Raw genomic sequence first — 21,504 nt, forward strand, 5'->3', positions numbered from 1 at the left:
AACAGCACTTTATATTTCGTTTTCCCTGAGAAAAGACACCTGAAGTAACACTTTGTTGCAAAGTATCATTCTATTGTGATGCCACAATTGCCATTTAGATACCTTCTGAAATGAATTAAAGCAAAAAAAGTGGAGACCGATAAAATGCTGGTTCTCGGCTAATTTTTTAGCAATCAACCCTCTAGGAATCAACCATTAACCACGTTCAAAATACCAATGCGTGGATTAATGCAGTTTTACCTGCGACATATCAGGACCAACCTGAAACATAAAATGAATGCCCTACAATAAGGCATTCATTTATCAGCCATCCAATCAAACCATGACAACTAACAATACCCATACTTACGCCATCGGCGATCTGCAAGGCTGCTATCAAAGTCTGGTCGAATTGCTTGCGCAAATTGACGCTGCGACACCAGACGCGAAATTATTTTTTGTTGGTGACCTGGTCAATAGGGGGCCGGACTCAGTGGCTACTTTACGATTAATACGTTCCCTTGGGGATCGCGCGCAGGCAGTGCTTGGCAACCATGATTTGCATTTATTAGCGGCGGCGCATGGGATTCGCAAATTGCATCGACAGGATACCCTGGCGCAAGTGTTGGATGCACCGGACTGCGACGAACTGCTGGACTGGTTACGACGACGACCAATGGCTTTGTTTGAAAATGGTCATTTGTTACTGCATGCGGGCGTTTTGCCACAATGGTCGACAACCCAGACCTTAGCACTTGCACGAGAGGTTGAGGCGGTGTTGCAGAGTCCGGATTGGGTTAATTTTTTACGTGAAATGTATGGTAACGAACCGACGCGCTGGGACGATACATTGCAAGGTAACGCGCGTTTACGCTGCATCGTAAATGCTTTGACCCGACTGCGATTTTGTACCGAGGATGGAACGATGGAATTTGCGGCAAAGGAAAGCGCGGGAACAGCGTTGCCCGGTTATCTGCCGTGGTTTGACGTAGCCCAGCGCCAGACAAAAGACGTTACCGTTGTATTCGGACATTGGTCGACTTTGGGTCTCACCTTGAGACCGAACTTAATTGGTCTTGATACCGGTTGCGTGTGGGGTGGGAAGTTGACTGCTGTACGGCTTGAAGACCGTGCTTTGTTTCAGGTTAGCTGTCCAGAATCACAAAAACCGAGTTAATTTTGGGTCTTTTTTTTACTAAGCGTCTGTTGAGCACCGTACTTGTGCAGAATGCACTATTCTGCACTTTTCCAATATCGCTCTAATTTCCAACACTGGCCATACTGACAACTTGCTCTTCTGGTCGCCTTTGCCCTAACGCTTCCGCAATGGCGACGTGAGCAATCGCCGCCAGATCGCGTCGATGTATTCCTGCTGTTTCAATTGATTTCAGCTGAATCAACTCTGCCTTCATAGGTGCTGCTTTCATGATTGCAATCATGCTTTGAGCAAAGCTCATGTCTCCGATAAAATCTGCAGCCGGATGCAATTGACCGGCTGCATCGACATAACGTAACGCGTAGGGCTGAATCGGCACGTGCGCATCAACCGCCGCCTCAAACAAATTTGCATGAAATGGCAATATTGCGCCTTGTGCAGCAGTTGTGCCTTCAGGGAAAAAGGCGACGCGCTCGCCGGCATGGATACTGCTGACGAGGCCCTGAAAAATCCGACGCACATCGCGCTGCTTGCCACGCGCAATAAAAATTGTATCGGCCTGCGCGCACAGCCAGCCGATTAACGGCCAGTCACGGATATCTGATTTTGCGACAAAGCGACAAGGTTCTGTTGAGTTGATCACAAAGATATCTAGCCACGAGACATGATTGGCGATGATCAACGCTGGCGATGCAATGTCACGTTGATACGGATTACTGACTTCGACGGTTACGCGGCAAATAGCTAATACCTTGATTGACCAACGACGAATGCGCCAATGACGACCGGCAGCATCGGTAAACGGAAACACCAACGCGCAGGTCAAAAGACCGGCGAACAGATGCGCGATTATCCTGAACAGCCGATAGGCGATCATGCGCGTTTAGGTACGCCATCAACGCCATCAAGTAAGCGTTCGTAAGCAATGTGGCCAGCAACGATCGTCGCTTTTACCTGGCCGGTTAACTCGTAACCCAAAAATGGGGTGTGTTTGCCCTGACTCGCCAGTGATTTAGCATCCACCGTCCAACGTACCGACGGATCAAAAAGGCAGATGTCGGCAATACTGCCCACATTCAGTTGACCGGCTGACAAACCGGCTACGCGGGCCGCATCGTTGGTAATTTTTGCTAATGCACGGCTGAGTGGTTGCTCAGAAGGTGCCACGTGTTCTTCGGCCCACTTGAGCGCCAGCGATAACAGCAGTTCAAGTCCCGTAGCGCCTGGCGTTGCTTCTCCAAACGGCAGCAATTTTTCATCGTCATCAACTGGCGTGTGGTCTGAGCAGATAGCATCGATGGTGCCATCCAGCAAACCTTGACGAATTCCGTCACGGTCCCGTTGCGAACGGAACGGTGGCGTCATACGCGCATTCGAATCAAAGAAGCCAATATCCACTTCAGTCATATGAATATGATGCGCGCCGACGTCACACGTGATCGGCAGACCTTCTTTTTTCGCCAACCGTACCAAATCAACACCGGCTCCCGAAGAAATTCGGCATAAATGCACGCGTGCGCCGGTTGCCCGTACCAATTCAAAAATGGTGTACAACCGGATAGTCTCGGCCATGACAGGAACGCCGGACAATCCCAAACGCGACGCTACCGCCCCGCTGTTGGCGATACCATCGTGCCCAAGATACGGATCCTGCGGGCGCAACCATACGGTGTAATTGAACGTCTGCGCATATTGCAGCGAGCGCAATAGTACGGTTGTATCTAAAATCGGTTCATCGGCCTGAGAAAATCCAATACACCCGGCGTCGGTCAACTCAGACATTTCAGTCAACTCTCGCCCTTTCAAGCCAACCGTCAACGCACCGAGCGGGTAGACGTGTGCCTGATTTAACGACTTGGCGCGATGTTTTAACATCTCTACCAGACCAGGTTCATCCAGCACTGGATCGGTGTCTGGCGGGCAAACCAGACTAGTCACTCCGCCTTGCATGGCTGCTTGCATTTCCGATTCAAGCGTCGCCTTATATTCGTAACCCGGCTCACGCAAACGCGCACTCAGATCGACCAGGCCAGGAGCGACTATCAACCCACTGGCATCAATCGTTTTATCCGCAACAAAATCGGCGGGAGGCTGGCCGATAGCGATTACCTTACCATCGGCTATATACAGATCTTGCTTGGCATCGATACCGTTTGCAGGATCAATCAGGTGACCGTTTTTAATGTGCAGTTTCATGTATAAATTTTTTCTTAGCGAGTTTTTTAATGACACAAAATCGTTGGTCAAGTCTTTAGTAAGTTGCTAAGTAAGCCAATAAGTTAGTTACTTATTGGCTTACTTAGCAAACCAGCGATTATGTTGATCCGTATGCCCGGCGGTAGTGTATAAATCGGCGCATGAATATTCATGCGTCCTCATCGACCGGCGAGCATTATTTTCCGCACATTTAATTTCCTGCCAAAATGCTCATCACCGCCATCCTTACTGCAATCCCAAAAGTCACTTGTGGCAAAATCACCGCTTGCGCGCCATCAGCCACGGCAGAATCAATTTCGACACCACGGTTCATTGGCCCAGGGTGCATCACAATGGCGTCCGGTTTTGCCAGCGCCAGGCGCTCTGGCGTGAGGCCGTAGCTCTTGAAAAATTCCTGCGCCGACGGCAACAGCGCTCCGGTCATACGCTCGTTTTGAAGGCGTAACATAATGATGACATCGACGCCTTTCAAACCTTCATTCATATCGGTGAAAACCCGCACGCCCATTTGCTCCAAGCCACTCGGCAATAGCGTGCGCGGGCCGATTGCGCGCACTTCCGGCACGCCCAATGTTGTCAACCCATGAATGTCGGAACGCGCGACGCGGCTATGCAAAATATCGCCAACGATCGCAACGGTCAGATTGGTAAAATCTTTTTTATAATGACGAATCGTGTACATGTCGAGCAAGCCCTGTGTCGGGTGCGCATGACGTCCGTCACCGGCATTGACAACGTGTACGTGGGACTGTTTAGTATCCGTCAGATGTTTAGCGATCAGATAAGGCGCGCCCGATTGCGAATGGCGTACCACGAACATGTCGGCGTGCATGGCGGCCAGATTGTCGATGGTATCCAACAATGACTCGCCCTTGCTTGCGCTGGAGGCAGAAATGTTCAGGTTGATCACATCTGCCGATAAGCGCTTCGATGCAATTTCAAAAGTGGTACGCGTACGGGTGGAGTTTTCGAAGAATAGATTGAATACGCTTTTGCCGCGCATTAACGGTACTTTTTTAACGTCGCGGTCGCTGATACCCACAAACGATGATGCAGTGTCGAGAATGTGCGTAACGACTGAGGTCGGCAGTCCTTCGATGGTCAGCAAATGTTGTAGTTCGCCGTTTTTATTCAGTTGGGGATTAAGCATTGTGATGCACAGTCAAAGAGAGTTCGCCATTTTCGGCGCGATGAAGTTCTAATGATTCGCCAGCCAGCAACGTGATAGTTTCGGCCACAAAATCAGCCGAAATCGGTAATTCACGCCCACCGCGATCAATCAATGCCGCCAGCATGATTTTTGCCGGACGACCGTAGTCAAATAATTCATTGATGGCTGCTCGCGTAGTGCGGCCTGTGTAAAGCACGTCGTCCACCAGCAAAATGGTAGCACCGTTGACGTCGAACGAAATATGGGTCGGCTTGATGTCGGCACGCAGCCCTTTTTCGGCAAAATCATCACGATAAAAGGAGACATCGATAAACCCCAGGCGATCTTTGTCAGACAGGTTCAATGCGGCCACCAACCGTTCAGCAAGCCACGCACCGCCGGAATAGATGCCGACCACCGCAATTTTATCGGCGTTGGCTAAACCGGCGATTACCTGCGCTTCCAATATCCGATATAACGCTTCAGCATCATAGGATGAATCTGGTGAGTGAGTTATTGTCATGAAAATTTATCTTTTTTATAAGTAATCAGTCTGGTTAAGTTTTTTTTAAGTTTTTTTATTAAAGTTTATTATTAAATTAGTTTTATTAAATAAATCTCATTAAGGTTCGCCGCCATTGAGTGTGGGATGCGCGCCCCGATTCAACCTTGCGCGCACAGCTCATTCACTCAACTCATCAAAGTATTGTTGCAAGATGATCGCCGCTGCGCGATCGTCAATCAACTCGCCGCGCTGGTGCGCAATCACGGCCGACGAATAACGCTCGTCGACTAGTACGATGGCGACGCCATAGCGCCCGTGTAACTGGTTGGCAAACCGGCGGCAGCGCACAGTCATCTCATGATCTGCGCCGTCTGGGTGCAAAGGCAATCCGACAATGCAACGGGCCGGTTGCCACTCGCGCATTAAAACAGCTATTTCTTCAAACTTGCCATCGTTGCTGATAGCGCTGATGATGGATAACGGTTGCGCCTGCTTCATCATGGTATTACCAACTGCTACGCCAACGCGTTTAAGACCAAAATCAAAGCCCAGGATCGTTTCCACTAGCGCACCGCCGCGGTCATTGCAACCTTAAATCCAGGTCGAAATGCAATATTCAGCCGGCCTGACATCAACTCAAGCACGGCCAGATTCCCCTGTCAGCATATGAGGATCGATACCAAGTAGTTTCAGGGCTGCCAAAAACCGCTGTTCAATCGGTAAATCAAAAATAATAGTAGGATCTGCCGCGACGGTCAGCCAGCCATTGCGCGCAATTTCCTCTTCAAGTTGGCCAGCTTCCCAACCAGAGCAACCCAGGCTGACCAGGATTTGTGCAGGACCGTTGCCATGCGCAACCGCTTCCAGTACGTCTTTGGAGGTCGTCATCGCAATCTGATCGGTGACTTTGAGCGTCGAAGAATAGGTATTGAGCGGAGAGTGCAGCACAAAGCCACGCTCAACTTGTACCGGACCGCCAAACATGACTGGGCAAGTAGACATGCTGTCGCCAAACTTGCTAATGCTATCGGAGTACGCAACGGCATGCGTATGCTGCGGCGCGATTTCGAGCGTCAGTTCGATTCGGTCAAACAATACGTCCATTGTCATATCGGTGGGCTTGTTAATCACCACCCCAAGTGCGCCGTTGGCGTTATGCTCGCACAGGTAGACGACACTGCCGCCAAACACGGGATCTTGCATCGTGGGCATGGCAATCAAAAAATGATTAGTCAGGTCAAGCGCCGTTGCTTCCTCAGAGGAAGAAGTTACCGCGTGGTCGGGCTGCCAGAATGTTTCGTAGGGGTTTAGTAGCTTAGCCATAATCTGCATTTTATCATTTTTAAATGTGACTATCCTGCTTTGAATAGCTGCTGACCTCGCGTAAAGTAGTCTCATTTGCCCAGAATCTGACTTGCTAAGATAATTTTCTCGAAATAATGACTTTTAGCAATGGTTCGATGTCCACCCGTTTCTTTTCCCATCACCCATCAATATGCCCCAATTTGACAAGTCCCTAGTCTGGTTTCGTCGCGATTTGCGCGTATTCGACAATGCCGCGTTGCATCATGCATTAAAGAATAGTCGCGCCGTCTTTTGTGTATTTGTATTTGACACCGATATTCTGCAACCGCTACGCGAGGCAGGGCTGACCGCCGACCGCCGGGTTGAATTTATTCATGCCAGTATCATGGCTTTAGACACAGCGTTACGAAAATTGGGTGGTGGTTTGATCGTCCGACATGGCTCGGCATTGCCAGAAATTTCGTCTTTAGCAAGCGAACTTGACGTCAACGCAGTATTCACCAATCGTGATTATGAGCCACAGGCGGTTACGCGCGACAACGCAGTTAAAGCCACTTTGGCCAAAAATGGTTGCATCTGGCACAGTTACAAAGATCAGGTGATTTTTGAAACCGATGAAATATTGTCGCTCTCCGCCAAACCTTTTTCGGTATTTACACCGTACAAAAATGCATGGATGAAACGACTTGCCGCGGCGGACGGTGAGTTCTTCCTCAAGCCCTATCCGATTTCGTCCTATGCATCCCGATTGGCAACCATACCGCCAGAGAATGCAGTACCGATCCCTTCGTTGTCAGAATTGGGCTTTACTCAGACCAATTTAAGTGAGCTGAAAATTCCTACCGGCATCGCCGGCGCAGAAGAATTGCTCGAAGACTTCATGCCGCGCATTGGCGGATATGACACGACGCGCAACTTTCCGGCTGTGAAGGGGCCGTCCTATTTATCCGTCCATTTACGATTTGGGACCATTTCTATCCGCACACTGGCTCGGAATGCCTATCAGGCGATGCGACAAGGAATCGAAGGAAGCGGTGCTTCGGTATGGCTATCGGAGTTGGTGTGGCGCGACTTTTATTTTATGATCCTGCATCACCATCCGCATGTCGCCCAACGCGCCTTCAAACCGGATTACGATGCGATTCAATGGGAGACCGGCGCTCCTGCGGAGGCCGCTTTTCAGGCATGGTGCGATGGCCGCACTGGCTATCCCTTGGTTGATGCCGCCATGCTGCAAATCAATCAAACGGGTTATATGCACAACCGTCTGCGAATGGTAGTGGCGTCATTTTTAATCAAAGACCTTGGTATCGACTGGCGTTGGGGCGAGGCGTACTTTGCTGCGCAACTAAATGACTTCGATCTGTCGGCCAACAATGGCGGCTGGCAATGGGCAGCATCATCGGGCTGTGACGCCCAACCTTATTTCCGCATATTTAATCCGATTACCCAATCGGAAAAATTTGATAGTGAAGGCAAGTTTATCCGCCGCTATCTTCCCCAATTGGCCAAACTCAGCAACAAAGCCATCCATGCTCCATGGCTGGCCGACGCTGACACGCTGGCCGACGCAGGAATTAAGCTGGGCGTCGACTACCCAAGACCTTTGATCCAACATGATGAAGCACGTAAACAGACACTGGCGCGTTACGCAGTGGTCAAGAAGGTCACGGAAGAATAAACATGACCTGGCTTCATTCGCGTTTCGGCACGCCATCCGATACGAATCAGGAAGTTCCATCAACACGCGCTAACGTAGATTTTTAGCGCTAACCAATACTTAGACAAGTGAAATTGCGTGACAACCTGGAAGGACTCCTGAGTCCTGGAACTATAAGGCGGGCGTCCCTTGCCGGACACCCCCAACTTGACGCTCCGGTTGTCAGCTTGATCTGCTATCACAGCAAACCACACCAAATCACACCAAATCACATTATTGCTATTTCTTTTTTTACAAATGCACTAATCGCAGCCAACAACGCGTCCTCCTGAAATGGTTTTCCGAAGTATTCATTGACACCTAATTCCATTGCGTAAGTTCGATGTTTTGCGGCTGTGCGCGACGTAATCATGATGATGGGAATATGGCGAGTCCGATCATCGTTGCGGATGTTACGTGTCAGATCAAAGCCATCCATATGTGGCATTTCAATATCTACGAGCATGACGTCGGGCGTGACTGCCTGTAATTGTTGCAGGGCATCGATACCGTCTTTTGCTAATACCACCTGATACCCTTCGCGCGATAACAAGCGCTGCGTGACGCGACGTACGGTTAGCGAATCGTCGACTACCATAACAATTTTTTGCGTTCGGAGACCCTGCACAGGTACGGCCGGTTGATTGGGTGCGACGATGCTGGCGACCGCACCAATCACCTGACCAGGATTGACTAACTCTTCATTAACGTATTGGCTAATCTCCGCCATATTTGACTCGTTACTTTTTACTTTAAGCGGTGAGCGCAATTGCTGGGCCAACCGCAACGCCACTGGCACAGGGTTCAAAATTAATACAATGTCACCTGACCCGAGAACCGTCGCACCGACGATACCGATCATGCGCGACAATTGCGGACCGATATTTTTGACGACCACTTCTCGGTTACCAATGATAGCGTCCACGTGGATTGCCACCCGATCGTTACCGCTGCGCAAAAGAATAATTGGCGAGTATTGCTGGGTTATCGGCGTCACCTGATGCTCCCCCAACAACGCCGACAAGTAATGTAGCGGAACGTATTGGTCCTGCCACAATACTGTGCCGTCATTGTAGGCACTCGCCAACGCTGTTGCTTTCAAGTGTTGCACTTGCTCTACCAAGGCCGACGGTACTGCATAAGTATTGCTGCCGGTCGAAAAAATGACTACTTGCGTCACAGCAAGCGTAAGCGGTAAATGAATCGTAAAATGCGTTCCCTTGCCGGCTTCACTGGAGACTGCAACACGGCCACCGAGCGCTGCGGCTTCAGAGCGCACAACATCCATACCAATTCCACGACCTGCAAGTTTAGTCACTTCAGTAACGGTAGAAAATCCTGACCGGAAAATAAAATCATTTAACTCACCGTCAGAGAGTTGCTGCCCGCTGTCCAACAAGCCAAGTGCCTCAGCCTTGTCGCGGATGTGGCCTAATTGCAAACCTTGGCCGTCATCAGACAGCTGAATCAATATCTCGTTACCATTCTGACGAATTTCAATTTTCAATTGGCCAACATCGTTCTTACCGGCGGCGCGACGACCTTCACGTGATTCAATGCCGTGAACGATCGCATTACGCAGCAAATGCTCAAAAGGTCCGACCATTTTTTCTAGAACGCTACGATCAATTTCCACCGTGCTACCGCGAATATCCAAATTCACACGTTTGTCGATTTCTTTCGATACCTGGCGCGTCAATCGATATAATCGCTCGGCGACACTGGCAAACTGCACCATCCGCACATGCATCAAATCTTGTTGCAAATCACGCGTCAGACGTGCCTGCATAATAAGGTCTGCATTAGTGCTTTCTACCGTCTTGGTCAGGCTTTTTTGTAGAGACGACACATCATTGACGCTCTCGGCCATCATCCTGGTTAATTCTTGCAGACGCGTAAAGCGATCAAACTCGAGCGGATCAAATTCGCGCTCACCTGCCAATGTCATCCGCGACGAGATCTGCGTTTCTGCTTGCATTTCAATTTCACGTAACTGATTGCGCAAGCGGTCGACATTTTCGGTCAACTCCACCAAGGATTGTTGGAGCGAACCCACGCCAGATTCCATCCGAGAGCGGGCAATCGACACTTCACCAGCCTGATTCACCAAGCGGTCTAACACGTCGGCATTGACGCGCACCTGCGTCCCTGCGGCAACGCCAGGAACCGTTGCTAGCCATGGCGCTGGTGCGCTACCGTGAACAGCATTCGCCGACGTTAGGTTCGTGGCACCAACCGACGTTGACATCACATCCGTCGGATTGAATGCCTTCGCGTCGTCCAATACACTTCCACTTATCGCCTGTGTTGTCGCTTGTTGTAGAGTTTGTTGGGGAGCTTGTTGAGCAGAAGAAATTGGGCTTGGACGTTGCAAGTCTTCGAACATCTGGACGCCGTGATCATAGTGCGCCAGTAATTCATCGATCACATGCGGCGATGGGGTGGGGCTGTGTAACGTTGCCTCAATATGACTTTCCATCTCGTGCATGTGCTGACCGAGCACCATCGCGCCTGCCATGCGGGCGCTGCCTTTAATGGTGTGCAAGTGCCGCAAAATAGCTTGCACGGTTTCTACCGGAATGGCAGTGAGAGCGTGGCTATGAATGCCGCTATTACGATCAGAATTTCCATCGTCGCCATGCAGAGCAGCACTCTGCCAACTTCGTAATGCACTTTCTATTTGCGGAAGAATATCGCGCCCTTCTTCCAAAAATACAGGCAGCAAATCAACATCAATCTCGTCACGTAAAATCAAAGAGGGATCAACGTCGGGCTCGGCATCGATCGCCTGTAACGGCGCAGATATGGGCGGTCGTCGGTTAATCATTGGCGATTGTTGATGTGGCCTGACGATAGCTGCGCTTTCTGAAGAGTGAAGTCGCTGATACTCGGAATAAACATCCGGTTGAATAATCGTCTCATCAGCGAGATCGTCAATCTGCACTTGCGGCCCATGACGTAAAGCCTCAAGCGCGCTTACCAAGGCAGGTTCGTAATACGGCATTTCGCTTTGTGCAAATTGCTGCAACATCCATTTGGCACGCGTGATCGTCAATTCAATAATGTCGAATTCTTGCTCGCGCACGAGGCTTGGCTGCAAGGCCATCCTCTGCAAAACCATTTCTAGCGCATGCGCAACGTTATGTAATGGTTTAAAGCCAACGGTCGCAGAGCTTCCCGCCAACGAATGCGCGGCGTAGATGGATTGCACAGCCACTGGCCGTTCTGGTTCGTGACGCCATTCAGAAAAGTCGTGCGCTAACAGGCGCACCAACTGGTCCGTCTCCGACAAGTAAATGTTATACAGTGGAAGACTGATCGACAACTCGCCAATTTTTTTAATGCTGTCATCTTGTCGCGTCTCGGGCAAACCCGGAAAACTAAAGATCTCTGCTCCGGAATCGTGAAAATCGGAATGAATACTCGACACGGTTCCGCGGGAGAGTTTGCTCTGGTCAATCGGTTCAACCTGTCTCGACTGATATGTTGCCTCGTGTGTTTCTGATTCAGTATTAAAGCTATCAAAAGAAAAGGGTACCGTCTCTGCATTATCAGTTAAAGCAATATTCTCCAGACCCGACGAAAGTGATAAATCAATGTCTCGGAATACCGCGTTGCCTGATTTAATTGGCGTCGTAGCCGACTCGACCAACAAAAATGTTTTTCCATCGCGTACTTGTTGTGCATATTCGATGAGTATTTGTGAGGTACGGGTTGAGCCTCCATCTGCGTAAACTTCTTTTACCCAGTCGTCGAGGAAGACTACCGCATGGTCAAGCAACGCATATAAATCGGGCGTACCGGATCTTGCTTCGGTGAGCCATAAATTCAGCACTTGCTCAACACCCCACGATGCATCCCCAAATGCATTCATGCCAATCATCCGGCTGCTGCCCTTTAATGTGTGAAAAGCCCGCCGCAATACGATGAGGTATTCTTGCGTAACAGGTGCTGAGCGTGCTAGCGGAATAGTCTGCTGAACGGTATCCAGCACTTCCTCTGCTTCTGATAGAAAAATATCGAGAAGCTCGGCGTCGGCCTCTTCTTCACTGATCTGAGACGGCGCATCCAAATCCATTTCTGGAAAATTTTCGACATTATGATGTGGCACAATCACAGCAATAATCTCAGTAAGCGACTGCTGTGATGCGGGAAAATATTGGTCGTTGAGAATCTTAATCGCAGCTTGAGCTCGTTCGACAGCCGCATGATCGTCACTTAGGGCTGCGTCGACCCGCAATTGCACTAACGCGTCTTTTAGCTGCCCGTGCAGAGCGGCATTCTCTGGGTTTGCCGCCAGTGACCGCGCCAACTCTACAGATTGGGTCTGATGTTGCAACAACTCGACTTCTACAGTCGGCACATCAAGAAAAGACAACGATGGTAGCGCTTCCAAGAATGACGACGATATTGACTGACTGCTGTCGCCAGATTTTTCCGTAAAAACATCGGTCTGTTCTAATTTCTCAAACGAGGTTTCTATAGGCGATATTGTAATGGTGGAGATCGAGGCAACTGAATGCGGCATCGCTCCACTCTGTGGCAAGTGCACCGCAGTGTGGCGCTCTAATAAATTCACGCGAAATACACTGCGTTGCGGATCGAAACTTAAGCGTATAGTTTGCGAACCGAAGGCATCCGTGAAGTCAGACTTATCGGCTTGGTGCTGCACTGCCTCAAGATAGAAACTGAGCGCGCCGATGTTTTGTGCAATGCGCTCAAACTCCTCCTGTGCTGGCTCAGCCACATCCTCTCCCGCGTCAAAAAGCTGTTGAAGTGCGACGCGCGTATGCGCAACCACGGCTGCCGCCTCTGACTTCTCTTGTATAGCAAGCGCCCCTTCGATCTGATGTAAGACATAGTCGATCTGAGTTAATACTTCGCGCTTGGTTGGCATTACAAAATATTCGTCGAGTAACTTTTCGACATGGCGCAAGCTAACTAGCATCTCGCCAACTAGCACCTTGACTATTTTTTTTTGTTGCGCGTCCCGATAGATATCATCCAACCAAGGCATCGGTTCAGCGGGTGGCTCATCTGACATCACTGATAATAAGTGTGCCGTCATGGCATCGGCACTTTCCGAAAAATTCACCGGCAAACGGTTAATACAGCTAAGGGAGTATTCGATAAATAGTAAACTCGTCGCTATCTCCAAACCGATTGGATCACCCTGTCTGGCCAAGGTGGCATGACGCGCAATACCGCTTAACTCTCGCAATAACTTAGCGAGAGATGGCGCGTTTAACTTACTGCCAACAGCGCTCAACCCAAGCATTTCTTGCTCAAACTCCTGGTGAAGATCGGGCTCACCAGCGGCGAGACAATCCCACATTTGTTTAGCCCGCGTTAAATGTTCTTTGGCCGCACGCAAAGCTGCCAAATCAACCTGACCATACCGATGCAAAGAAAAATCCGATGGAACGAGTCCATCCAGCCGATAAGTGCTACGAATCTGTGCGTTTAGTGCTGATGGAGCATCTATTCTGGAGATAAAAAATAATGCATCGCGTAAAAGACGTTCCGAGATACTTGATGAGCCCTGACTTAAACGACGTAGCTGTAAATTGATGCGGGCAAATAACTGCTTAACGAACAACTCGTTTGCAATTTGCGCATTCGCCACGCCATCGGCAAACCCTTGCAATACCCACCAGAAAGCCCTTACCTGATGATTTTTTTGCACAAGAGAAATATCAGCAATAACAGCCTGCATAATCGCCGCATTGGTACACTCAACGGTGCTATCGGCACTTTTTAAAAATGGCAAGAGGGCCATTTCAAAACGTTTGCGCAATGGGCTGTAGTCGACCGACTGGTCGATCACCTGATCGCTCAATTGTCCAAGCAACGGGCTCGCTCCGAAGCTGGTAGAACTCTCGATCATGTCGAACTGCGGACGAGTCGTCAAATCAGGGAAAAACAAGTCTGCAGGATGAATCCGATCAGCGCCGCGAATTTCTAGTAGTGCTTTGTAATAGGGGAACAATTTCACAGGCTGGTGCATCGCCCCAGCCAATAGTTCTTCCAGATATTCGATCAATGCCTGATAAGCAGATTGAATACTCTGCACGTTTTCAACGGTTAGCGCTGTCCGACCAATACATTGCTCAGTTTGCGCATATTCAAGTAGATTTTCAACGGCGTCAGTAATCACTGTGACACCGTCTATATCCACCATTTGCAACGCACCGTGCGCCTGATGCAAATATGTCTTGGCATATTGCAGCGCAGTAGTTTGATCGTACGGGGGCACAACGCCACCCACAACTGGTGTCTCAACAACGTCGGTTGCCGAAAGGTCATCACTTACCGCCAATGAGTACTGTAAAGCCTGGAGTGATTGTCCAAGTGCTACGCGAATTTCGCTCATCACCCAAGACAACGGGCCGGTATCTAATTGCATTGGTTGCATTGGCTGTATTTGTGACACTGTAGCGGGCCCGTGAAAATCTGTGCTCATGACTGCCTCATCAGTTCTAAGGAATCAATACGGTCATCCCACGGGTTGACCTGATTCAGGTGACTTGATCTTATTGAACGTAAAAAGTGTGAGTGATATTTTTTCAAATTTTGCAATTTAACATTCAGACTATAGAGACTAACTTTATCGCCAGTCTCTCAATTCCGTTACCAGGAAAGATAGCCACGCTGCAATCGAATCAATAAAGGTGTTGTTAGTTGGTGACGCGGAAGCGCGATACCGAACTTTTCAAATCTTCTGCAAGTTTAGACAACTCACGAATAGACGACGCAGTCTGACTAGTTCCTTCCCGTGTTTTTTCGGTCACCGTAAGAATATTCTGAATGTTGGAAGCGACACCATTTGCCGAGTTTGCCTGCTGCTCAGTTGCCAACGAAATATTTTGAATCAATTCGGCCAACAGGTTCGACACGCCACGAATGTCTGACAGTGCAGCGCCAGCGGCATCGGATAGCTTTGCTCCTTCGACCACGCCCTGTGTCGACTTTTCCATCGCGACCACGGCATCGTGCGTATCGGTTTGAATGGTGCGTACCAGCGCGCCAATCTGCTTGGTTGCCGCACCGGAGCGCTCTGCCAGGCGCTGGACTTCTTCAGCCACCACCGAAAAGCCACGACCCGCCTCACCAGCGGATGCAGCCTGAATCGCTGCATTCAATGCCAGCACATTGGTCTGCTCCGTAATATCAGCGATAAGCTCAGTGATTTCACCAATCTCTTGTGAAGATTCTCCAAGACGCTTAATCCGCTTTGAGGTTTCCTGAATCTGCTCACGAATTTCATTCATGCCGGTAATGGCGTTTTCAACGGCTTTTGAACCCTCTTCTGCCGCACTTACCGATTGCCGTGCCACATCAACGGACGCGCTCGCGGATTTGGATACATCCGTAATCTGTGTTGCCATTGCCAACACCGCTAGCGTAGCTTCCTTGATCTCGCGCGCCTGTGTTTGGGATGCCTCTAACAATTCGGTCGAAATGCTTTGCGCCTGATCTGACGCTGTCGTTACTTGTCGTGCAGTCGCGGTGACACGACCAACCAGTCCGCGCAACTCTTCAACTGTGTAGTTCACGGAATCCGCAATAGCCCCGGTTATGTCTTCAGAGACTGTCGCTTGCACCGTCAAATCACCGTCCGCTACCTCTTGCAACTCGTTCATTAAACGTAAAATAGCTGCCTGATTCTGGTCGTTCAAGTTGCTGGTATCCAGTTCATGCTGAATAGCCATTAAGCGCTGATCTTCGGCTTCAAGTCGACGCATGTCTGCGTCGTGCGTTCGACGGTGTCCGTCCTGTAATTGGACCCACGCGATTCCGGCCGCAGCCAATAGGGCGAGCAACGCCGATGCCAGCATCAGCCAAAATGGAAGGCTAAGTTCATCCTGTGCATTACGATAACTATCTTGCAAGGTACTCAGGCGCTGCTTTAACAGTTCGTTTTCGGTAAAGATCAATTCTTCGGATTGCTTAGTCGATACAAAGTTCTGTATGTTCGCCAAAATAGCGGTGACGGCGACCTGGTATTCAGCAAAGCTGTTTTCTAACTCAGCTAATTTTTGGCGCTCTTCTTCATTTTTGGAAGCGGGCAAACGCAATATGGCGCTACCATTCAAAAACCCACTAACGATGTCGCGAAAGGTGTTGGTATCCTTGCCAAGCAAAAATGCAGTTTCAGGATTAACCCCCTGAGAAGTCAGAAATTCATTGGCGCTGCGCCCTAGACGCTGCGTCAGCATTACCAGTTGTGAGGCTGCGGAAATTTCGCGCGGTGTTGCTCTGCCTTCCGTCTTCATCGCGGCAATTTGCTCCGACAAATCCAGCAATACAGGCGAAATCCCGTTTAGCTTTTGTAAGATTACGCCAAAGCCTGACAATTCTTTTTGGTGCTTTAAGATAGTCTCAGCTGCCTTATCGGTGTTCAACCAAACTTTCTCCACATCCGCGGCTGCAGAAGCCATTCGTGGGCTCGGCGCAGGAATTTCGCTTCCTTTGTACACCCCACCGGTAGTCAGTAAAACCAAATCTTGATTAAGTTCTTTGCGGCTATCGGACAACTGCTTAAACGCTTCTGTATTACCCTGAATAGCATTCGGCGTCGCTTTACCAATCCGCTGGGAATGCATCAACGCATCGCCTGCAATTTGGGTCTGCGTCGCAATTAGCGTGTCACTTCTGGTACTCAACCACAGGAAGACAATCGTCAGCACGAGGCCGGCACCCATTATGGCCAATAGGGTACGAACTTGCTGCTGTTGCGGCAACTTGCCGATCAGTGGTAATGGCTTGTCTTGATACGATCTGAAGGGCTGACTTGCTGCACCAGATGCACCAGATGACTCCACTGAACTAGTTGCGTCTATAAATTCCGATGATGGAAATACTGCCGAGGCGTTGAGCGATGATGCTTCATGGCCCCGCATCATCAGGGGTGCCTGGCTTTTGTTCGACGTTGCGCCATGCTCGCCGACTGCGGCAAGCGATGCTATCCCTGCGGGTCCCGACTCTTGTCGAAAAAAATTGCCGCCATTAATCTGTTCTTCTTTCGCCGTCTTGAATAGGAACGGTAGTTTAAATGCCATTGCTGAATCTCCTAATTGCCAATTCGATGCTGCCCGATGTCACCACTATTACGTCAACTGCTGACGTCGATAAACTGGCCTCTATTTCCCTGATTTCATCTACCAATGTGTAAAAATCGTGGGCTACTTAGTACCTGCGTCAATTTGAGTTCAGTCCAGAGCTGCGACTCACTATCCAAATACTGTGCGGCACTTGCCTTCACACTATTAACTGGATCAGCCCTACCGGCGGCTTCAACTCCAATCCCGTCGACATCCTGGGAAATCGGTTGCAAGACCATTTCATCGATATTGCGTAAGCCGAGAACTCGACTTACCAATAAACCGCTGTTAAATGCTAGTGCATTGGCAAATGCGACAATCCTCGTATCTTTGTCGATGACCGTGATGGCCTGCCCTTGATAGCGTGCAAAATCGATAACGCTTATTAAGGTACCGCGGATATTTGTCAGACCGAGATACCAATCCTGCGTCAACGGTACTTTGGTGATGCGGTCAACAGCGACAATTTCACCCGCTTCTTCCAGGCTAAGTAGCCAGCGTTGTTGCCCGATTAATAAACCTAATTGGTTATGGTGGACCTTGACACCGCTGCGTGCAGCTTCCATCCGTTCGAGTAAATGCGATTGAAATTCACGTAGACGACTACGCCGCGCATCCGCGTCAGTGCCGAATTTGCGCGGAGGAGGGACAGCCAAATACGGTATATGCGGATCAGCTTCTGATTGGCTCATTGAATAGCGCCTGGAATTAGCCGAGTGCTGCGATTTTAGCCAGCAACTCCTGCGGATTAATCGGCTTCACCAGATAATCACGCGCACCTTGGCGCAAGCCCCAAATCCGATCTGTCTCCAGGCCCTTACTGCTACAGATGATGATGGGAATATCTTGCAACTCCGGATCGCGTGAAATGGAACGTGTGACCTGAAATCCGTTTTGACCGGGCATCACAATATCCATCAAAATCAAGTCCGGTTTGTCGGCCTTGATTTTGCTGATAACGCCGTCGCCACTCTCAGAGGTCGAGACGGAGTAACCGCCTCTTGCCAGAATATCTGTCAAAAAATAACGCTCTGTAGGAGAGTCGTCAACAACCAAAACCTTTTGAATGGCCATGCTCAACCTTTACTTCAATTATGTCGGAATAGGTACCAGCGCTGTTTCAGCTGGCATAACAGGGGACGTCGTAGAAGCGAATGCCTGATTCGCTTCCTGAAGATGCTGTGTGTAGTGGTGGACAGTCTTTAGCAGACTATCTTTGGTGAAAGGCTTGGTCAGATACTCGTCGGCACCCACCATCGCGCCTCTGGCACGATCGAATAAGCCGTCTTTTGAAGACAACATCACCACTGGCGTTGCATGAAATCTGGCACTCTTTTTGATAAGCGCACAGGTTTGATACCCATCCAGTCGGGGCATCAAAATATCACAAAAAATAAGGGCGGGCTTATGGTCGTTAATTTTGGCAAGGGCATCAAAACCATCCTCTGCGAGGATCACTTGATAACCCGCCAAATTTAAAAAAATCTCGGCGGAACGACGAATAGTGCTGCTATCGTCAATCACCATAACCTTCAGGCTTGCGATGCCAATGGGTTGTGTCATGAAGTTTTTGTCCAGATCAATTTGATTTACCAAATCACTGTAACAAAGTTCAAGAAACTTTAGAACAACATTTCGACGCACCGCCAAATTTGACGGTTTTTTTTGAGTTTACTACAGAAAAATCTGTCACTTTTGATCATTGAGTTGCGATTAATCTGCTATTTACACAGATTAATTACGCGGTTTAATCTGCATGACATTTCATTCAGATGGGATCAAATTGCAACTAACAACTAAATTGCTAAAATTACATTGCTACCATTTCAAAATCTTCCTTTCGCGCACCACATTCCGGACAAGTCCAGTTCATAGGCACGTCATCCCACAGCGTTCCGGCAGCGATTCCCTCTTCCGGCAATCCCTGCTCTTCGTCGTAAATCCAGCCGCAAATCAGACACATCCAGGTTTTATATGCTGGTTTTGACGCTTCGTTCGATGTTTCGTTGGTATTGCTCACGGCGGAAACCCTTCAATCAAGTAAAATGTAAAGTCGGATATCTTAATCTAACAGCCGTGCAAAACCAAACTTCTCCTCTTATATTGACATTCGGTGTTGCTGATCCAGTCGGCGCCGCTGGAATTCAGGCAGATCTTGCCACATTTTCTTCCATGGGTTGCCATGGATTATCGGTTATTACCTCGATTTTAATCGGTGACACTGCACGTATCGAAGATACGCAGCAGATTGACGCCGATTGGGTCGCTGATCAAGCCCGCGTTTTACTCGAAGATATGCCGGTGGCCGCCTTTAAGGTTGGCGCAATCGGCAGTATTGAAAGTGTCTCCGTGATCGCAGAGATCGTCTCCGATTACCCTGACATTCCTTTAATTCTCGATCCGTTCCTGACGGCGATGCCTGATCAAGGTCAGGATAGCGAAGATCTTCTGACCGCGATGCGCGAACTATTGATCCCGCAAAGCACGGTAATGGTCTTGTCGGCCGTCGAATTATCGCGACTAGCCGAAACCTGGCGCGAACCGTCGACACAGGATCTATCGACTGTCGATGCAATGCACATCATCGAACTGGGATGCGAATACCTGTTCGTCACCGGAACACCCGGGACAGCAGCAGAAATCAGCAATACGCTGTTTAACGATACCGGGATACTGCGGCAAGATAGCTGGCCGCGCGTCTCTGGCTCGTTTAGCGGTGCTGGCACTACGCTCTCCGCTGCCATTGCTGCAATGCTGGCAAACGGGCTTGATGTTCCCGAAGCGGTCTCCGAAGCACAAGAGTTCACCCTCGCTGCGGTCATGGCCGGCCAACGACTCGGTATGGGAAAATTGGTCCCCGACCGTTTTTTCTGGGCCCGAGAAGATGTTTTGGATGGACTTGCGGAAGAGGAAAGCCAACAAAGCGACGAGAAAGAACAAAATCCACCAATAGTCTCTTGATGTAGTTGGGCTGCATTGCCTGACTGTTCATTTTTTTGCCCTTAATATGAAGGGCGCGCACCCTATTCTAATGATCCTTACGACATGACATCCAATAACGATACGCTATTTTCCCGTGCGCAATTAACGACTCCTGGCGGTGTTAATTCGCCAGTGCGCGCTTTTCGCTCGGTAGGCGGGACACCACGTTTTATCACGCGTGCTGAAGGACCTTATTTCTGGGATGCGGATGATCGTCGCTACATTGATTACATTGGGTCGTGGGGTCCCGCGATCGTTGGTCACGCTCATCCAACCGTGGTTAAAGCAGTTCAGGACGCCGCCGCCCGCGGACTAAGCTTTGGAGCGCCAACCGAAGGCGAAATCCTGATTGCCGAAGAAATCTGCAAACTGATGCCATCAATTGAGCAACTGCGTCTGGTTTCGAGCGGCACAGAAGCCACCATGAGCGCCCTGCGCCTGGCACGCGGTGCCACCGGACGCGACAAAATCGTCAAGTTTGAAGGTTGCTATCACGGTCATGCTGACTCGTTACTGGTTAAAGCTGGTAGTGGTTTGCTAACCTTTGGCAACCCTACTTCGTCTGGCGTTCCAGCCGATTTCGTCAAGCACACACTGGTACTTGACTACAATAATGTTTCCCAGCTGGAAGAAGCGTTTGTAAACATGGGTGACGAAATCGCCTGTGTGATCGTCGAACCGGTTGCTGGCAACATGAATTTGATTCGCGCCACGCCGGAATTCTTACAAGCTATGCGTAGTTTGTGTACAAAATATGGTGCTGTGCTCATTTTTGATGAAGTCATGTGTGGCTTCCGCGTGGCACTTGGCGGTGCGCAAGCGTTGTATCAGGTTGTCCCGGATATTACCGCGCTCGGCAAAGTCATTGGTGGCGGCTTGCCGGTGGCCGCATTCGGCGGTCGCGCTGACCTGATGCAGCACATGGCACCACTCGGCGGCGTCTACCAAGCCGGTACACTATCCGGCAATCCAGTCGCAGTCGCAGCCGGCATGACGACACTGAAGTTGATTCAGGAGCCTGGTTTCTACCAACACCTCAGCGCGCAAACCCTGAGGCTGACACAAGGCCTGACTAAAGCTGCGGCTGACGCCGGAGTTGCTTTTTGTGCTGACGCTATCGGTGGCATGTTCGGTCTCTACTTCTCAGAAAAAGTACCGAATACTTTTGCTGAAATGATGGCTACCGATAAAGAGCAGTTCAACGTATTTTTCCATGCAATGCTGGATGCGGGCGTGTATTTGGCACCGTCTGCCTTTGAGGCTGGCTTCGTGTCCGCACAACATGATGATGCAGTGATAGAGGCGACGCTTGAGGCGGCGTGTGGGGCTTTTGCAAAGTTACGCGCAACCTCGTAAATTATCCGACTAGTCATCCAATACCGCTAAAGTGTGATGGACTAACAATAA

At 49.8% G+C, this 21,504-nt stretch carries 16 protein-coding genes; 4 read left to right on the forward strand and 12 right to left on the reverse strand.

Annotated elements, in window-relative coordinates; all coding sequences use genetic code 11:
• Nucleotides 1–322 precede the first annotated feature (322 nt).
• Nucleotides 323–1,156, forward strand: coding sequence for a symmetrical bis(5'-nucleosyl)-tetraphosphatase (locus RGU75_RS03835; RefSeq protein ID WP_322233168.1), 834 nt, complete (start codon nt 323–325; stop codon nt 1,154–1,156).
• 82 nt (nt 1,157–1,238) lie between these two features.
• Here RGU75_RS03835 and RGU75_RS03840 read toward each other — a convergent pair whose 3' ends face one another.
• The 6 genes from RGU75_RS03840 to RGU75_RS03865 form a co-directional block, all read right to left on the reverse strand.
• Nucleotides 1,239–2,012 (reverse strand): lysophospholipid acyltransferase family protein, encoded by a 774-nt coding sequence (locus RGU75_RS03840; protein WP_322233170.1) that lies wholly within the window; start codon nt 2,010–2,012, stop codon nt 1,239–1,241.
• A complete protein-coding gene (locus RGU75_RS03845) occupies nt 2,009–3,331 on the reverse strand; it encodes a dihydroorotase (RefSeq protein ID WP_322233173.1) in 1,323 nt (440 codons plus the stop codon). Before RGU75_RS03845 ends, RGU75_RS03840 begins: the two co-directional genes overlap by 4 nt.
• A gap of 211 nt (nt 3,332–3,542) precedes the next feature.
• Complete coding sequence (locus RGU75_RS03850) at nt 3,543–4,502, reverse strand: aspartate carbamoyltransferase catalytic subunit (protein WP_322233175.1); 960 nt, start codon at nt 4,500–4,502, stop codon at nt 3,543–3,545.
• On the reverse strand, nt 4,495–5,025 hold the full coding sequence (pyrR, locus tag RGU75_RS03855; protein ID WP_322233177.1) for a bifunctional pyr operon transcriptional regulator/uracil phosphoribosyltransferase PyrR: 531 nt from the start codon (nt 5,023–5,025) through the stop codon (nt 4,495–4,497). Before pyrR ends, RGU75_RS03850 begins: the two co-directional genes overlap by 8 nt.
• 159 nt (nt 5,026–5,184) lie before the next feature.
• Nucleotides 5,185–5,571, reverse strand: coding sequence for a Holliday junction resolvase RuvX (ruvX, locus tag RGU75_RS03860; RefSeq protein ID WP_322233179.1), 387 nt, complete (start codon nt 5,569–5,571; stop codon nt 5,185–5,187).
• 72 nt (nt 5,572–5,643) lie between these two features.
• Nucleotides 5,644–6,219, reverse strand: a complete 576-nt coding sequence (locus tag RGU75_RS03865; protein WP_416186848.1) for a YqgE/AlgH family protein — start codon at nt 6,217–6,219, stop codon at nt 5,644–5,646.
• A gap of 283 nt (nt 6,220–6,502) precedes the next feature.
• On the opposite strand from RGU75_RS03865, the gene RGU75_RS03870 reads away from it, so the two are divergent.
• Entirely contained in the window at nt 6,503–7,993 is a 1,491-nt protein-coding gene (locus RGU75_RS03870; protein WP_322233183.1) for a deoxyribodipyrimidine photo-lyase, read from the forward strand.
• 247 nt (nt 7,994–8,240) lie between these two features.
• On the opposite strand, the gene RGU75_RS03875 is transcribed toward RGU75_RS03870, so the two are convergent.
• The 6 genes from RGU75_RS03875 to RGU75_RS03900 all read right to left on the reverse strand — a co-directional run bounded on the left by RGU75_RS03875 (nt 8,241) and on the right by RGU75_RS03900 (nt 19,078).
• Nucleotides 8,241–14,474 carry an Hpt domain-containing protein gene (locus RGU75_RS03875; RefSeq protein ID WP_322233185.1) on the reverse strand — a complete coding sequence of 2,078 codons (6,234 nt, stop codon included), beginning with the start codon at nt 14,472–14,474 and terminating at the stop codon, nt 8,241–8,243.
• A gap of 214 nt (nt 14,475–14,688) precedes the next feature.
• Nucleotides 14,689–17,073, reverse strand: a complete 2,385-nt coding sequence (locus tag RGU75_RS03880) for a methyl-accepting chemotaxis protein (RefSeq protein ID WP_322233187.1) — start codon at nt 17,071–17,073, stop codon at nt 14,689–14,691.
• A gap of 95 nt (nt 17,074–17,168) precedes the next feature.
• The gene (locus tag RGU75_RS03885; protein WP_322233189.1) at nt 17,169–17,807 is read right to left on the reverse strand and encodes a chemotaxis protein CheW; all 639 of its coding nucleotides are present in this window, start codon (nt 17,805–17,807) and stop codon (nt 17,169–17,171) included.
• A 16-nt stretch (nt 17,808–17,823) separates the two neighbouring features.
• Nucleotides 17,824–18,189, reverse strand: coding sequence for a response regulator transcription factor (locus tag RGU75_RS03890; RefSeq protein ID WP_322233191.1), 366 nt, complete (start codon nt 18,187–18,189; stop codon nt 17,824–17,826).
• Nucleotides 18,190–18,207: 18 nt separating this feature from the next.
• Nucleotides 18,208–18,678 (reverse strand): response regulator, encoded by a 471-nt coding sequence (locus RGU75_RS03895; protein WP_322233193.1) that lies wholly within the window; start codon nt 18,676–18,678, stop codon nt 18,208–18,210.
• A 247-nt stretch (nt 18,679–18,925) separates the two neighbouring features.
• On the reverse strand, nt 18,926–19,078 hold the full coding sequence (locus RGU75_RS03900) for a rubredoxin (protein ID WP_322240208.1): 153 nt from the start codon (nt 19,076–19,078) through the stop codon (nt 18,926–18,928).
• Nucleotides 19,079–19,191: 113 nt separating this feature from the next.
• Here RGU75_RS03900 and RGU75_RS03905 point away from each other — a divergent pair, with 113 nt between their 5' ends.
• Entirely contained in the window at nt 19,192–20,076 is an 885-nt protein-coding gene (locus tag RGU75_RS03905) for a hydroxymethylpyrimidine/phosphomethylpyrimidine kinase (RefSeq protein WP_322233195.1), read from the forward strand.
• An 84-nt stretch (nt 20,077–20,160) separates the two neighbouring features.
• Nucleotides 20,161–21,453 (forward strand): glutamate-1-semialdehyde 2,1-aminomutase, encoded by a 1,293-nt coding sequence (gene hemL / locus RGU75_RS03910; protein WP_322233198.1) that lies wholly within the window; start codon nt 20,161–20,163, stop codon nt 21,451–21,453.
• Nucleotides 21,454–21,504: the final 51 nt, after the last annotated feature.

Source organism: Glaciimonas sp. CA11.2 (assembly GCF_034314045.1).
Taxonomy (GTDB): Bacteria; Pseudomonadota; Gammaproteobacteria; order Burkholderiales; family Burkholderiaceae_D; genus Glaciimonas.